General features: G+C 63.3%; 14 protein-coding genes. 12 read left to right on the top strand and 2 right to left on the bottom strand.

The genetic code is table 11. The features are described from left to right. Positions 1–31: 31 nt before the first annotated feature. Positions 32–1966, bottom strand: a complete 1935-nt coding sequence (locus AC3IYG_RS12975) for an ATP-binding protein (RefSeq protein WP_489308979.1) — start codon at positions 1964–1966, stop codon at positions 32–34. Positions 1967–2185: 219 nt separating this feature from the next. On the opposite strand from AC3IYG_RS12975, the gene AC3IYG_RS12970 reads away from it, so the two are divergent. The 3 genes from AC3IYG_RS12970 (at position 2186) to sixA (ending at position 4225) form a co-directional block, all read left to right on the top strand. Beyond that, positions 2186–3208, top strand: coding sequence for an NAD(P)H-dependent glycerol-3-phosphate dehydrogenase (locus AC3IYG_RS12970; protein ID WP_489308977.1), 1023 nt, complete (start codon positions 2186–2188; stop codon positions 3206–3208). 189 nt (positions 3209–3397) lie between these two features. Next, a complete protein-coding gene (locus AC3IYG_RS12965; protein ID WP_489308975.1) occupies positions 3398–3745 on the top strand; it encodes a DUF4389 domain-containing protein in 348 nt (115 codons plus the stop codon). Positions 3746–3760: 15 nt separating this feature from the next. Then, entirely contained in the window at positions 3761–4225 is a 465-nt protein-coding gene (gene sixA / locus AC3IYG_RS12960; protein WP_489308973.1) for a phosphohistidine phosphatase SixA, read from the top strand. Between the two features lie 15 nt (positions 4226–4240). On the opposite strand, the gene AC3IYG_RS12955 is transcribed toward sixA, so the two are convergent. Continuing rightward, positions 4241–5122 (bottom strand): DUF2242 domain-containing protein, encoded by an 882-nt coding sequence (locus AC3IYG_RS12955; RefSeq protein ID WP_489308971.1) that lies wholly within the window; start codon positions 5120–5122, stop codon positions 4241–4243. Positions 5123–5449: 327 nt separating this feature from the next. On the opposite strand from AC3IYG_RS12955, the gene AC3IYG_RS12950 reads away from it, so the two are divergent. From AC3IYG_RS12950 to AC3IYG_RS12910, 9 genes are all read left to right on the top strand, one after another. Then, positions 5450–7117, top strand: coding sequence for an AMP-binding protein (locus tag AC3IYG_RS12950; RefSeq protein ID WP_489308970.1), 1668 nt, complete (start codon positions 5450–5452; stop codon positions 7115–7117). A gap of 24 nt (positions 7118–7141) precedes the next feature. Beyond that, positions 7142–7585 carry a hotdog fold thioesterase gene (locus AC3IYG_RS12945; protein WP_489308968.1) on the top strand — a complete coding sequence of 148 codons (444 nt, stop codon included), beginning with the start codon at positions 7142–7144 and terminating at the stop codon, positions 7583–7585. 156 nt (positions 7586–7741) lie between these two features. Continuing rightward, positions 7742–8548, top strand: coding sequence for an AraC family ligand binding domain-containing protein (locus AC3IYG_RS12940; protein ID WP_489308966.1), 807 nt, complete (start codon positions 7742–7744; stop codon positions 8546–8548). Between the two features lie 49 nt (positions 8549–8597). Continuing rightward, positions 8598–9254, top strand: a complete 657-nt coding sequence (locus AC3IYG_RS12935; protein WP_489308964.1) for a LysE family translocator — start codon at positions 8598–8600, stop codon at positions 9252–9254. A 99-nt stretch (positions 9255–9353) separates the two neighbouring features. Then, the gene (locus tag AC3IYG_RS12930; protein WP_489308962.1) at positions 9354–10163 is read left to right on the top strand and encodes an alpha/beta fold hydrolase; all 810 of its coding nucleotides are present in this window, start codon (positions 9354–9356) and stop codon (positions 10161–10163) included. Further along, positions 10160–11023, top strand: a complete 864-nt coding sequence (locus AC3IYG_RS12925) for an alpha/beta hydrolase (protein ID WP_489308960.1) — start codon at positions 10160–10162, stop codon at positions 11021–11023. The genes AC3IYG_RS12930 and AC3IYG_RS12925 overlap by 4 nt, the downstream gene beginning before the upstream one ends. Positions 11024–11073: 50 nt before the next feature. Next, positions 11074–11739, top strand: a complete 666-nt coding sequence (locus tag AC3IYG_RS12920; RefSeq protein WP_489308958.1) for a glutathione S-transferase family protein — start codon at positions 11074–11076, stop codon at positions 11737–11739. Between the two features lie 8 nt (positions 11740–11747). Beyond that, positions 11748–12554: a DUF4892 domain-containing protein gene (locus AC3IYG_RS12915; RefSeq protein WP_489308956.1), complete on the top strand. Its 807-nt coding sequence runs from the start codon at positions 11748–11750 to the stop codon at positions 12552–12554. A 198-nt stretch (positions 12555–12752) separates the two neighbouring features. After that, entirely contained in the window at positions 12753–13826 is a 1074-nt protein-coding gene (locus AC3IYG_RS12910) for an AI-2E family transporter (protein WP_489308954.1), read from the top strand. Positions 13827–13832: the final 6 nt, after the last annotated feature.

The raw sequence follows: 13832 nt of genomic DNA, 5'->3' as shown, positions 1-13832 counted from the left end.
GTCGCGATCCGGGCCTTTGCCGTGACGATACTCAATCCGCCCGGCTGGCTGCCACCCGCCGAAGGTCGGGGGGGAGCCAGCGTTGCAGTATCCGCTGCAGGTCGGCGCGCTTGAATGGTTTGGCCAGGTAATCATTCATCCCCGCCTGCAGGCAGGCTTCGCGGTCACCTTGCAGGGCATTGGCGGTCAGCGCAATGATCGGCACCTCGGCGCAGCCTGCTAACTGACGAATCTGCCGCGTTGCCTCGTAGCCGTCCATTACCGGTAGTCGGCAATCCATCAGGATGGCGGCGAAGCTATGGTGTTCGACCCGGTGCAGGGCCTGCGCGCCGTCGCTCACCAGGCTGACCTGATAGCCAAGGCTGCGCAACATGGCTTCGATAACGGTTTGATTGACCGGGTTGTCCTCGACCAGCAGCACTTCCTGGCCGTTGCCGCTGACGCTGTCTGGCAGCGTCGGCTGTTGCGCCGGGCGCGTTTGCGGGCTGAAGGGCAGGGGGATTTCCAGGGTGAAGATCGATCCACGTCCCTCCTGGCTTTCGGCCCGCAGGGTGCCGCCCATGCGCTCGGCCAGGGTGCGGGCGATGGGCAGGCCGAGGCCGGTGCCGCCATAACGCCGGGAAATCGAGGTGTCGGCCTGTTGGAACGCATCGAACATGTGCTCCAGGCGTTCCGGCGAAATGCCGATGCCGCTGTCATGCACCGCACAGCTGAGCCACAGCACCTCGTGGTCGAGCTGTTGCCAGCGGGTCTCGATGCGGATGCTGCCGTCTTCGGTGAATTTCAGCGCGTTGCCCAGCAGGTTGACCAGAATCTGTCGAATGCGCGTGGGGTCGCCCTTGACCTCGAGCTGTTCCAGCCCGGCCTGAGTGTCCAGTTGCAGTTCCAGGCCGCGTTGCTGGGCACTGTGCTGGAAGACTTGCGCCGAGCTTTGGATCAGCTCCAGCAGACTGAACGGTATGCGCTCCAACTCCAGCGCGCCGCGCTCGATGCGGGAGAAGTCGAGAATGTCGTTGATCACCTTCAGCAGGTGCTCGGTGGACTCGGTCGCGAGCGCCGCGTATTCGGCCTGCTCGTTGCTCATCTCGGTGGTTTCCAGCAGTTGCAACATACCCAGCACGCCATTCATCGGGGTGCGCAGTTCGTGGCTCATCATCGCCAGGAAGTCGGACTTGGCACGGTTGGCCTGCTCGGACTCTTCGCGCGCCTTGGTCAGTTGGGCGATGGCCTGCTGTTGTTCGAGGCTGGCCTGTTCGAGCCCGCTGGCCAGGTTATTGATGTGGCGTGCCAGGTCGCCCAGCTCGCCGTCGTCGACTTCCGGCAATGCCGTGCGGTAGTTGCCGGCCTGGATGGCTTTCACGGCCTCGCCCATGGCGCTGATCGGCTGCGACAGGCGCCGTGCCAGGCGCCGTGCCACGAGAAAGGTCAGCAGCAGGGCAAACACCGCCAGCACCGTGGCTTTGAACAGGATTTCCTGCTGGCGGCTGCTGAATGCATCGTTGGACATGCCGACCACGACGCGACCGAGGTAGTCGTTGCCGAGTCGAGCGCTGCGCTCGGTGCCGGGTGGTGGGAAGTCGTTGCCCAGGGCGATGCTCTGCTGGCGGATCGGTGCGTGGAACACTTCGACCTGGGGCGTGCTCAGGCCTTGGCTACCGGGTTGTTCGATATAGACGAGGATGTTGTCCTCGCGGTCGCGAACCTCGAGAAAACGCACGTGCGGGGTGCTCAAGGTGGCTTGCAACAGGGTGTCCAGCACCTTCAGGTTGCCGGCGATGACACCGTACTCGGTGGCCGGGGCCAGCTGATTGGCAATCAGCTGGCCGGTGTGGTTCAGCTCTTGCCGCAGGTCCTGCAAACGCACGAAGGTGAAAAAACCGGTCAGCAGCAGGGTCAGCAGCAGGGCCGGGCCAACGCTGATCAACTGCGTACGGGTGTGTATGTCCCAACCTCGGCGCAGGTTCATGGGGTATTCCCTCCTTAGAGCCCAATGTGCATGCAACAGCCTTGTTCACACAGGCAATTGTGGCATGTTAACCGAGTCGGGCGGCCTGCTGCTTTCTGGATAAATCTGCTCGAACGAGGCATCTGTGTGGCAAGGCTCTCGTTGAGGGCTGGCTGCTTGTCAGCCGCACCGTATAATGCCAAAAGATCGCCATTCTCAATGGCTCAATACGGATTCGTTATGACTGGACAGCAACCCATCGCGGTGCTTGGTGGCGGCAGCTTCGGCACCGCGATTGCCAATCTATTGGCCGAGAACGGCCACTCGGTGTGGCAGTGGATGCGTGACCCCGAACAGGCTGAGGCGATCCGCGTCGATCGCGAGAATCCGCGCTACCTCAAGGGCGTTAAAATTCACCCGGGCGTGCTGCCCGTGACCGATCTGGGCGGCTGCCTGGCCGCTTGCGAACTGGTGTTCGTCGCGCTGCCCTCCAGTGCGTTGCGCGCGGTGTTGCAACCCTTTGCCGAGCAACTGACGGGCAAACTCTTGGTCAGCCTGACCAAGGGCATCGAGGCGCACAGCTTCATGCTGATGAGTCAGATTCTTGCCGATGTGGCCCCGCAGGCCCGCATCGGCGTGCTGTCCGGGCCCAACCTGGCGCAGGAAATTGCCGAACACGCGCTGACCGCCACGGTGATCGCCAGCGAAGACGATGAGCTTTGCCAGCGTGTGCAGGCGGCCTTGCACGGCCGCACGTTCCGCGTCTACGCCAGCGGCGATCGTTTTGGCGTCGAGCTGGGCGGGGCATTGAAAAACGTCTACGCGATCATTGCCGGCATGGCCGCTGCGCTGGGCATGGGCGAAAACACCAAGAGCATGCTGATCACCCGCGCGCTGGCGGAGATGACTCGCTTTGCCGTCAAACTCGGCGCCAACCCGATGACCTTTCTCGGCCTGGCTGGGGTCGGCGATTTGATCGTCACCTGTTCGTCCGCGAAAAGCCGCAATTATCAGGTCGGCTTCGCCCTGGGCGAAGGTACGAGCCTGGAAGACGCGGTCGCGCACCTCGGCGGTGTCGCGGAAGGGGTCAATACCCTCAAGGTGCTCAAGGTCAAGGCTGAAGAGCTGCAGATCTACATGCCGCTGGTGGCGGGGCTGCATGCCATTCTGTTCGAGGGCCGCACGCTGGCGCAGGTGATCGAGTTGCTGATGCGCGCCGAGCCGAAGACCGATGTCGACTTTATCCCCACCAGTGGTTTTTAGCGGCTCGCTGGGCAAGCCCGCGTTACCCTGGCGGTGGGCATGTCTGGCGCGGCCATTGCCGGTACCTGCTGGCGCAGATAGTCGCTAGACTTTTCAGGTAAGCCGGCGGGCTTGCCCGGTGTTGCGCACAAAAGGCTTCGGCGTTGTGCCGGGCTGCTTGAATCCATTCAACCGAATAAGGAGATTCTCATGAGCGAACCCACTGACGAGCTGCAGCGCGAGTCGATTCTGTTGCGCATCCTGTGGATGCTGCTGTTCACCCTCGTCTGGCAAGTGGCTGAACTGCTGCTCGGTGGTACGGTGTTGCTGCAACTCGGTTATCGCCTGATCTACGGCGCGCCGAATGCCGGCCTGCTGACCTTTGGCGACAGCCTGAGCCAGTACCTGGCGCAAATCGGCCGGTTTGGCACCTTCAACAGTGACGAGAAACCTTGGCCGTTCGCCGATTGGCCGACCGCCCAGCCGGCGCAGGGAGAAGCGGCCCACGCGGTGCCCCCGGCGCCGCACCCGGTTCGCGATGAAGAACCCAAGCTCTAGAACAGGAGCGCGACGATGAGGCTTTGGTTACTGCGCCATGGCGAAGCGGAGCCGCAGGCGCGCAGCGATGCCGAACGGGCGTTGACTGCACGCGGGCGCGGGGAAGTGCTGCAAATTGCGGTACAGCTCAGTGGTCGGCCGCTCACCGCGATACTGGCAAGCCCTTACGCGCGTGCGCAGCAGAGCGCCAGGCTGGTGCGCGAGGCCGTCGGGTTTGCCGCCGCGATCGGCACCGTGCCCTGGCTGACCCCCGACAGCGACCCGCGTGAGGTGCTGCGCTATCTGGATGAGCGTGAAGAGGCCGAAGTGCTGCTGGTCAGCCATCAGCCTCTGCTCGGTGAGCTGGCAGGGCTGCTGATCCACGGTCACCGGCAAACACCGCTACCGATGCGCACCGCCAGCCTCGCTGAACTTGAGGGCGACTTTCCGGCTGCTGGCTTGATGCAACTGCTGGCGCTGGTGCATCCGCAACACGGCTAACGGAGTGTCCCACCCTTACTGGGAGAGCTCTGTATGAAAGGGCTCCGTCGTGGCTGGTGGTGTTTCTGTTGGCGCGTCTGCAGGTGGTGCTTCGATTGTTGTCGTTGCCTCTGTCGCGGCTGGCACTGCTGCCTCGGTCGGCGTATCAGTCGGGGCTTCTGGCATCACGGTTTCGAGCGGCAAAATCGGCGTAGCCTCAGGCGGTGCGGCGAAAGGCTCGGATGCAGGCAGCGCAATGGCCGCAGGTGCGGGTGTCAGTTCTGGTTCTGGCACAGCGAGTGGCACGATTGCCGGTAGCGTTTGCGCCGAGGGCTCAGGCACGCCGATGTCGGGATTGGGCGTCTCGCTGAGTGGCGCGGTTTCTATCGGTTTGGCTGGCAGGAACAGTTCTACCAGGGCGAAGAAACGCTCGTAGAATTTGGCCGAGGACACGGTTTCGCTGGCGACCTTGACCATCGAGTCGTCGGTTGAACCGATTGGCATTGACACCGAGCCCAGCACGCCAACCCCGAGACTGGCGGAGTTATTCACTTTTTTCAGCGCATAACGGTCTTGCAGGGCGTTGGCGAACATCGTCGAGCGATGATCGGCACTACCGTCTTCGGCGCAGACCACATTGAAGCTGATTTCCAGGTGGCTCTCGCCGGTCTGTTGGAAGCTCTTGTGCCCGCTGATCAGTTTCGGATCGCTGCTGGTGATGATATAGCCCTGGCTGAGCAAGGCCCTGCGGGCGGCTTCACAGGACGCCGCGTCATCCACCGGGTAGTTGCGCGAAAAGGTTCCCGAGTCATCGAAGTGTTCATGTTCGTAAATGGCGGTTTTGGGCGCTGAGCAGCCGGCCGCGCCTGCTAGCGCAAGCACCAGTGCGGCAGTGCGCAGGTGAAATGATCTAAACATGGAACATCCGGAAGAAAACGAGCAGTCGCATATTGTGCAACAGATCGAAGATTCAGCGTGCGTGGTTTAGTGTTTGAAAACGCTACGGGACGACTGCGTGCTGCTGGCCAAAAGAGCTGGACGCGCACCGGCGCGATCACGGCTTGCCTGGTCTTGTTTGCTGCTCGTACTGCTTATTCCCATGGTCCGAGGCACGGCTGAGGGCGTGCTCGCCAGCGACTACACACCGAAACATTTCTCTGCTTGCGCCTCGTCTGTCTGCGTGGAATAGTCCGACCAAGCAAGTGCTTGGTTGTTCCCCTATAAAAAGAATAAGGAGGAAGCCCCGTGGCTAATGCTGTCCGTTTGCCGCTCGAGGTGTTTTACGAGCGTGAAGTTCGTCATCCGCACAAACGCTACATGGTACAGCCACTGCCCGGTGGTCAGTTGCAGGAGCTGAGCTGGTCCGATGTAGGCGATCAGGCGCGGCGCGCGGCCAATTGGCTGCGTACCCTGGAATTGCCGCAGGGCAGCCGGATTGCGCTGGTTTCCAAGAACTGCGCGCACTGGATCATCGCCGATCTGGCGATCTGGATGGCCGGCTACGTATCGGTGCCGCTCTACCCGAACCTGACTGCCGATTCGGCGCGGCTGGTGCTGGAGCATTCCGAGGCGGCCCTGGTTTTCGTCGGCAAACTGGACGATTGGCCGGCGATGGCCGCCGGCGTGCCTGAGGGCATCCGCACGGTGGCCTTGCCGTTGCATCCGCCGGGGCAATTCGACCTGCACTGGAGCGACCTGCAGGTCTGCACGCCGATCCGTGACAATCCGACCCCGGCCGCCGACCAGCTCGCCACCATCATCTACACCTCAGGCACCACGGGTACGCCGAAAGGGGTGATGCATAACTTCAGCAATTTCGCCTTCGCCGCCGCCCATGGCATGCAACTGTTCCAGGCCACGGAAGAGGACCGCCTGCTGTCCTACCTGCCGCTGTGCCATGTCGCCGAACGCATGTTCGTCGAGCTGGCCTCGATCTATGGTGGGCAAACGGTGTTCTTCGCCGAGAGCCTGGAGACCTTCCTGGTCGATCTGAAGCGCGCCCGGCCGACGCTGATCTTCGCCGTGCCACGAATCTGGACCAAGTTCCAGATGGGCGTGTACGCCAAGATGCCGGCCGCGCGCCTGGATTTCCTGCTCAAGCTGCCGATCCTCGGCAAGCTCATTGGCCGCAAGGTGCTTGCCGGGTTGGGGCTCGATGCCGTGCGTTATGCCTTGTCTGGCGCGGCTCCGGTGCCTGCCGCGCTGCTCGATTGGTACCAGCGCCTTGGCCTGGAAGTGCTCGAGGTGTATGGCATGACCGAGAACTGCGGTTACTCGCACATCTGTCGCAACGGCAAGGCCAAAACCGGCTGGATCGGTCAGGCCAGCCCCGGCGTGGAGGTGCGTATCAGTGAACAGGGCGAGGTGCTGGTACGCAGCGCCGCGACCATGCAGGGCTATTACAAGGACCCGGAAAAAACCGCGGAAGCGCTGACCGAGGACGGCTTTTTGCGCACCGGCGACAAGGGCGAACAGGATGCCGAGACTTATCTGCGTCTGACTGGGCGAATCAAGGAAATCTTCAAGACCAGCAAAGGCAAGTACGTCGCCCCGGCACCGATCGAGAACCGTTTGGCGGTGCATTCGCGGATCGAGCAGGTCTGCGTGGTCGGCGATGGCTTGCCGCAGCCGATGGCGCTCTGCGTGCTTTCCGAAGTCGGCCGGCAGGAAGCCGCGAATGGTACCCGTGCGGCACTGGAAGGCAGCCTCAAAGCCTTGCTCGCAGAGGTCAACGCTGAGCTCGACAAGCATGAACGGCTGAGCGGTTTGATCTTGCTCAAGGAAGTCTGGGCGGTCGATAACGGTTTTCTGACCCCGACCCTGAAGATCAAGCGCAATGTGGTGGAGGGCACCTATGCGGGGCGTTTTCAGGAGTGGGCCGAACGCCGCGAAGCGCTGGTCTGGCATGAATGATGGGATTCGCAACGAGGACCCGGTATGAGTTTATGGCGCACGACTCCAAACCTGGAGCAGCTCAATAGTCTGCACAAGAACACCATCGGCGAGCGGTTGGATATTCGCTTCGAGTCATTCGATGACGAGTCGCTCACGGCCAGCATGGTGGTCGATCCGCGTACGCATCAGCCCTATGGCCTGCTGCATGGCGGTGCCTCGGTGGTGCTGGCTGAAACGGTCGGCTCCACCGCCAGCTTCCTGTGCATCGACAGCTCGAAGTTCTACTGCGTGGGCCTGGAGGTGAATGCCAACCACCTGCGCGGGTTGCGCAGCGGCCGGGTGATGGCGGTCGCGCGGCCGGTCCATCTGGGTCGCACCACGCATGTCTGGGATATTCGCCTGAGCGGTGAAGACGGCAAATCGAGCTGCATCTCGCGTTTGACCATGGCGGTTGTGCCCTTGGGCGAGCAGCCGCCAAAAGTCTGAGCACCTGCCCGCGAGCTGCCATGCATGGGTGCTGCGCGGTTACAGGCAGGGGTGCGCAGCTGACGGCTGGCCATTGATCGTGGTCGGCCGTTTTTACTCGGTATCCTGCAATTTTGTACAAGATCAGCTGAGTGCCTGGCAGGTAAAGTGGCGGGCATGGAACAGATCACTCATTTCAGCAGTGCGTTGCCCGGCGTGCGTCTTATCGACGCCGAGTACCGCCACTTTGCCTTTCCTCGGCACTTTCATCTGGAATACCACATCGGCTTGCTGCTGCAAGGCCAGCACCGTTATGTCTATCGCGGTGAGCGGCGCCTGGCGGGGGCGGGCGATACCCTGCTGATGGCGCCGGAAAGCATCCATGACGGCAGCAGCCTGCCGGGTGAAGGTTATCGGATTCGGGTGCTGGCGCTCGATCCACAGTGGCTGGAACAGGCCAGCCGCAGCCTCAGCGATGGTCGCCAGGGCGTGCCACGGCTGACCACCGCAACCCTGCGCGATCCTGGCTTGCAGCAGAACTTGCACAACCTGCACGCGGCCATGCGCAGCGGCTCGCGGTTGTCGCAGGAAAGCCTGTTGTTGCAGGCCATGGCGGGCTTGCTGGGGCTGGCGTCGACCCTGCGGGTGGCCGACATCGAGCAAGGTTTTGCGCCGAAGCTGTGGACGCAGATCCGCGAATGGCTGGAGTCGCGCCTCGATCAGCCGCCGTCATTGGAGGAACTGGCGGCTTTCTGCGAGTTGAGCCCCTGGCAGACCTTGCGCCGTTTCAGCCGTCAGTGCGGTTTGCCACCGCACCAGTGGCTGACCCAGTTGCGCCTGGAACGGGCTTTTCCGCTGGTGCTGGGCGGCACGCCCTTGAGCGAGATCGCCATGCAACTGGGTTTCTACGATCAGGCGCATTTCACCCGATTGTTTCGCCGCACCTATGGCCTACCACCCGCGCGACTGCGGGCCCAGCTCTAGGGTTCTTGCGCTTTTTCCTGCCCTTTATCCCTCACCTGGAGATACCCCCATGCAGGAGACGTCTGTCTTGCTGACGCTCACGGCTGTGTTCGCCGTGGCCCTGGTCAGCCCTGGCCCCGATGTGGCGCTGGTGGTGCGCACCGCGTTGCATCAGGGACGGCGCGCTGGCCTGCTCAGCGCCCTGGGCCTGGCCTGCGGGATTTTGCTGCATGGCACGCTGGTGTTGGCCGGGGTGTCGGTGTTGCTCAGTCGCTCGCCGTTGCTGTTCGGTCTGCTGCAATTGCTCGGCGCCGGCTACCTCGCGTGGCTGGGGTTCGGTGCGCTGCGCGCCGTTCTGCGCGGTGGCGAGGCGGCCTCCGGCCTGGACGCGGCACTTGCGCCTTCGCGCCTGGGCCCCTGGCTGCGCGGGCTGGCGACCAACCTGCTGAACCCCAAGGCGCTGGTGTTCTTTCTCGCGCTGTTGTCCAGCCTGATTCCGGCAGGTATTTCCCTGGCCAGCAAAGTCGCGGTGGCAAGCCTGCTGTTTGGCATGGGGCTGGGCTGGTTCAGCCTGCTCAGCCTGGTGTTGACGCAGCCGGCCATGCAGCGTCGCCTGTTGCGAGCGGTGCCGGCCATCGACGGACTGTGCGGGTTGGTCTTCCTGCTGGTGGCGCTGGCGATCGTCGTCAGCAATCCCTGGCTGCGGGGCGTGTTCGGCGGATCATAGGCTTGGCCGGACTGTCATCATTCCTGGCAGTTACAGTCATTGCCGCGGGGCTGAAGCTTGCGGACAATCAGTCAGGTTTTTCCTGACGGATGTGCGTGTATGTTGCAGCAAGTGTTCTTTGCCCATGCCAATGGCTTTCCTTCGGCCACCTACGGCAAGTTGTTTGCCGCGTTGGCGCCGAACTATCAGGTGCAGCACTTGCCGCAGCACGGCCATGACCCGCGCTTTCCGGTCAACGACAACTGGGGCAACCTGGTCGACGAACTGCTGCATCATCTGCAGGCCCAGCCCGAGCCGGTCTGGGGCGTGGGCCATTCGCTGGGTGGGGTGTTGCACTATCACGCCGCTCTGCTGCGTCCGGAGCTGTACCGTGGCGTGGTGATGCTCGACTCGCCGGTACTGACCCTGGCCGACCGCATCGTGATCCGCGCGGCCAAACGCTTTGGTTTTATCGACCGCATCACTCCGGCTGGACGCACCCTGGGGCGGCGCGAGGAATTCGCCGACCAGGCCGAAGCGCACCGCTATTTTTCCGCCAAGGCGCTGTTTCGTCGCTTCGATCCCGAATGCCTGGACGCCTATGTGCAGCATGGCTTGCACAGCACGGGCGAAAGTTTGCGCCTGCGCTTCGACCCGGCTACCGAGATCAGCATCTACCGCAGCGTGCCGCATACCAGCCCGGGGCGGCCGCAGCAACTCAAGGTGCCGCTGGCGATGATTCGTGGCCGCCATAGCCGCGTGGTGATGCCGCACCACGCGCGGCTGATTCGGCGGGTGCCGCAGGGCGAATACCTGACATTGCCCGGCGGCCATATGTTCCCGCTGGAACGGCCGCAGGACACCGCCGACGTGTTGAAACAACTCTTCAGCCGCTGGGATGGCCGCACGGCCGAGCAGGAGTGCGCATGAACCTACCTTTCGAAGAAGTCCGCCTGAGCCTGCCGCATATCGAACTGGCGGCCCATGTGTTCGGCCCGTTGGATGGCCGGCCAGTGATCGCCCTGCACGGCTGGCTGGACAACGCCATGAGCTTCGCTCGCCTGGCGCCCAAGCTGGACGGGCTGCGTATCGTCGCGCTGGATTTCGCTGGCCATGGCCATTCCGATCACCGTGCGCCGGGGGCCGGTTACGCGCTTTGGGATTACGCCCACGATGTGCTGCAGGTCGCCGAGCAGTTCGGTTGGCAGCGTTTTTCGCTGCTTGGGCATTCCATGGGGGCGATTGTCTCGGTGTTGCTCGCCGGGGCATTGCCGGAGCGGATCGAGCGGTTGGCCTTGATCGACGGCTTGATTCCCTTCACCGGCGAAGCCGAGACCGCACCGGAAAAACTTGGCGAAGCGCTCAAGGCGCGGCTGGCCTTGGCCAGTAAGCGCAAACCGGTGTACGAAAAGTTCGAGCGCGCGGTGGAAGCGCGCATGAAGGGCGTCGGCGCGGTGACCCTCGAAGCCGCCGAACTGCTGGCCCAGCGCGGCTTGATGCCAGTGCCCGGTGGTTACACCTGGCGCACCGACAGCCGCCTGACCTTGCCCTCGCCGGTGCGCCTGACCTACGCCCATACCCAGGCGTTCCTCAAACGGCTGAGCTGCCCGGTCAGCCTGGTATTGGCCGAGCAGGGCATGCTGCTGGCGCAACCGCGTTTCACCGACATGCTCCAGGGCTTGCCGTTCGAATTGCAGCGTCTGGCCGGCGGGCACCATTTGCATCTGAACGACGAGGCGGGTGCCCAGGCCGTAGCAGACTGTTTCAATCGCTTCTTCGCTGCGCCTTGACTTGCCCCGGCCAACTGCGGAGGCTGAGCGGATTGCCACAGGAGAGAAGCATGATCGACCTGTACACCGCCGCTACCCCCAATGGTCACAAGGTTTCCATAGCGCTTGAAGAGCTCGGCCTGCCTTACCGGGTGCAGGTACTGAGCTTCGACAAGCAAGAGCAGAAAACCCCGGCGTTTCTGAAGATCAACCCCAACGGGCGGATTCCGGCCATCGTCGACCGGGCCAACGACGATTTCGCGGTGTTCGAGTCAGGCGCGATTCTGCTCTACCTCGCCGAGAAGGCCGGGCAGCTTCTGCCGCAGGATGTAAAAGGTCGCTCGCGGGTCATCCAGTGGTTGATGTTCCAGATGGGCGGCGTCGGCCCCATGCAGGGCCAGGCCAATGTGTTCTTCCGCTATTTCCCGGAAAAACTGCAGGGCCCGATCGACCGCTATCAGCACGAAACCCGTCGCCTCTATGAAGTGCTCGACCAGCGCCTGAGCGAGGTGGAGTACCTGGCCGGCGATTACAGCATCGCCGACATCGCCACCTTCCCCTGGGTGCGCCTGTATGACTGGGCCGGTGTTTCGGTCGATGGGCTGGAGCATCTGCAGCGCTGGCTGGCGGCTATCGCCGAGCGCCCGGCAGTGCAGCGTGGTTTGCAGGTGCCCAAACGCATGGAAGAGGACGCCGAAAAGCTGGTGAAGTCCGCTCAGACCATGTTGGTTCGATGAGGAACCGCATGCGCCTGTCGAGTCTTTTCAGCCTGTTGATGGTCAGCACTACGCTGCTGGCCGCCGATCTGCCCGGTAGCCATGATCTTGAGGTATTAGCGCGCTTCCCACGGGCGAAGATCGTCGACTTCCGCGAGTTCAGCGCCCAGGAGCGAATCTATCCGCTGGGCTCGATCCGCCGGATCAGCGGCCAATTGCGCTTCGAGCGCGAAGTGCCGACGCAGGGGCAACTGCGTTCGGTGACGTACGAATTACCCCCCGAGCATACGTCCGGCCAGGCCTTCAATGCCGCCAGAGAAGCCTTGCAGGCGCAGGGCGCCGAGCTGTTGTACTGGTGCGAGAGTCGCGATTGCGGCTCCAGCAGCCTGTGGGCCAACGCGGTGTTCGGCAACGCCAAGCTGTATGGCGCCGACGAGGAACAGGCGTATCTGTTGCTGCGCCTGGCCGCGCCTCAGCAGGACAGCCTCGTGGCGCTCTACAGCATCACCCGTGGCAATCGCCGCGCCTATCTGCACGTCGAGCAGTTGGACGCGGCGGGGCCACTCGGCGAGCTGTTGCCCAGCCCGGGCACCTTGCTCAAGCAGTTGAAAAGCACCGGCGAGCTGGCCTTGCCGAGGCTCGCTGCAGAGCCGCCAATGGCCTGGGCCGAGCTGCTGGCGCGCAGCCTGAATCTGGACAGCACCTTGCGTGTCAGCCTCTCCGGCGCCAAGGCGCAAGCCTGGCGCGAAGCCTTGATCGGGCAAAGGGTGCGTGCGGCGCGCCTCGAGCTGGATACCACTACGGCAGAAGGTTTGCTGTTGAAGGTTTTGCGTTAGTCGATCGGTCGAGCGGCGGCGGTAGCGCCCGGCGGGTAGTGTCGTTTTTTGCCGATACGCCGCTGGGTCGAGGCCGGGTCTGGTTTCGTTCGCCCAGCCCGGCGCCTTCTGCGCGAGCCGGCTTGTCCTGATCCCGGCAAGACAGGCATGCTGCCTGCATCTAGAGCCGCTTCCTCATCATTCGCATGGACTATCTACATGCCCAATAACGACCGTCTACTGGTGCAGATTCTGCTGCTGGCGCTGCTCGGCGCCAGCCTCTGGGTGCTGGCGCCATTTTCCTCGGCGCTGTTCTGGGCCGCGGTACTGGCGTTCGCCAGTTGGCCGCTGATGACCCTGCTGACGCGCTGGCTGGGTGGGCGCACGGGGTTGGCCGCAGGCGTACTGACCCTGGGCTGGATGGTGCTGGTGGCGGTGCCGCTGGTGTGGTTGGGCTTCAACCTGGCGGATCATGTGCGCGATGCATTGAATCTGCTCAAGGACCTGCAGGTGCAGGGCCTGCCGCCGCCGCCGGAATGGCTGGCCGGTATTCCGCTGGTGGGCGGGCGTCTGGTCGGTTTCTGGCAGACCATCGACCAACAGGGCTCGGCCTTTTTCGCCAGCTTGAAACCCTATCTCGGTCAGGTGGGCAACTGGCTGTTGGCGCGCAGCGCACAGATTGGCGGCGGCGTTCTGGAGCTGGTGCTGAGCCTGGTTCTGGTGTTTTTCTTCTACCGCGACGGGCCGCGCATGGCCGAGCTGGTGCAAAGTGGCCTGCAGCGGCTGATCGGCGAACGGGCCGAGCACTATCTGGCCCTGGTGGCCGGCACCATTCAACGGGTGGTCAATGGGGTGATAGGCACGGCGGCGGCGCAGGCCCTGCTGGCGCTGATCGGCTTCTGGATCGCCGGGGTTCCGGGGGCGCTGGTGCTGGGGATTCTCACCTTCGTCTTCAGCCTGATCCCCATGGGCCCGCCGTTGGTGTGGATTCCGGCCACGGCCTGGCTGGTGTGGCAGGGCGACTACGGTTACGCCGTGTTCCTTGGGATTTGGGGCATGTTCATCATCAGTGGTGTGGACAACGTGCTCAAGCCTTACCTGATCAGCCGCGGTGGCAACCTACCGTTGGTGGTCGTGCTGCTGGGGGTGTTCGGTGGCCTGCTGGCGTTTGGTTTCATGGGCCTGTTTCTCGGTCCGACGCTATTGGCGCTGGCCTATAGCCTGCTCAACGATTGGGTGGCCGACGGCGGGAACAGGGCGCCTGCGGCGCAACAACGGCCACCCGAGGGGTAAACCCGA

The organism is Pseudomonas sp. KH_027, from assembly GCF_057838565.1.
Note: the sequence above shows the minus strand (reverse complement) of the source record. Positions and strands in the feature narration are given on the sequence as shown.

What these genes read in the sequence shown, in the direction of transcription:
- AC3IYG_RS12915 (WP_489308956.1), top strand. Translation starts at nt 11,748, where the DNA reads ATGCGCCTGTCGAGTCTTTTCAGCCTGTTGATGGTCAGCACTACGCTG.
- AC3IYG_RS12975 (WP_489308979.1), bottom strand. Translation starts at nt 1,966, where the DNA reads ATGAACCTGCGCCGAGGTTGGGACATACACACCCGTACGCAGTTGATC.
- AC3IYG_RS12935 (WP_489308964.1), top strand. Translation starts at nt 8,598, where the DNA reads ATGCAGGAGACGTCTGTCTTGCTGACGCTCACGGCTGTGTTCGCCGTG.
- AC3IYG_RS12920 (WP_489308958.1), top strand. Translation starts at nt 11,074, where the DNA reads ATGATCGACCTGTACACCGCCGCTACCCCCAATGGTCACAAGGTTTCC.
- AC3IYG_RS12965 (WP_489308975.1), top strand. Translation starts at nt 3,398, where the DNA reads ATGAGCGAACCCACTGACGAGCTGCAGCGCGAGTCGATTCTGTTGCGC.
- AC3IYG_RS12970 (WP_489308977.1), top strand. Translation starts at nt 2,186, where the DNA reads ATGACTGGACAGCAACCCATCGCGGTGCTTGGTGGCGGCAGCTTCGGC.
- AC3IYG_RS12930 (WP_489308962.1), top strand. Translation starts at nt 9,354, where the DNA reads ATGTTGCAGCAAGTGTTCTTTGCCCATGCCAATGGCTTTCCTTCGGCC.
- AC3IYG_RS12910 (WP_489308954.1), top strand. Translation starts at nt 12,753, where the DNA reads ATGCCCAATAACGACCGTCTACTGGTGCAGATTCTGCTGCTGGCGCTG.
- AC3IYG_RS12945 (WP_489308968.1), top strand. Translation starts at nt 7,142, where the DNA reads ATGAGTTTATGGCGCACGACTCCAAACCTGGAGCAGCTCAATAGTCTG.
- AC3IYG_RS12940 (WP_489308966.1), top strand. Translation starts at nt 7,742, where the DNA reads ATGGAACAGATCACTCATTTCAGCAGTGCGTTGCCCGGCGTGCGTCTT.
- AC3IYG_RS12955 (WP_489308971.1), bottom strand. Translation starts at nt 5,122, where the DNA reads ATGTTTAGATCATTTCACCTGCGCACTGCCGCACTGGTGCTTGCGCTA.
- AC3IYG_RS12925 (WP_489308960.1), top strand. Translation starts at nt 10,160, where the DNA reads ATGAACCTACCTTTCGAAGAAGTCCGCCTGAGCCTGCCGCATATCGAA.
- sixA (WP_489308973.1), top strand. Translation starts at nt 3,761, where the DNA reads ATGAGGCTTTGGTTACTGCGCCATGGCGAAGCGGAGCCGCAGGCGCGC.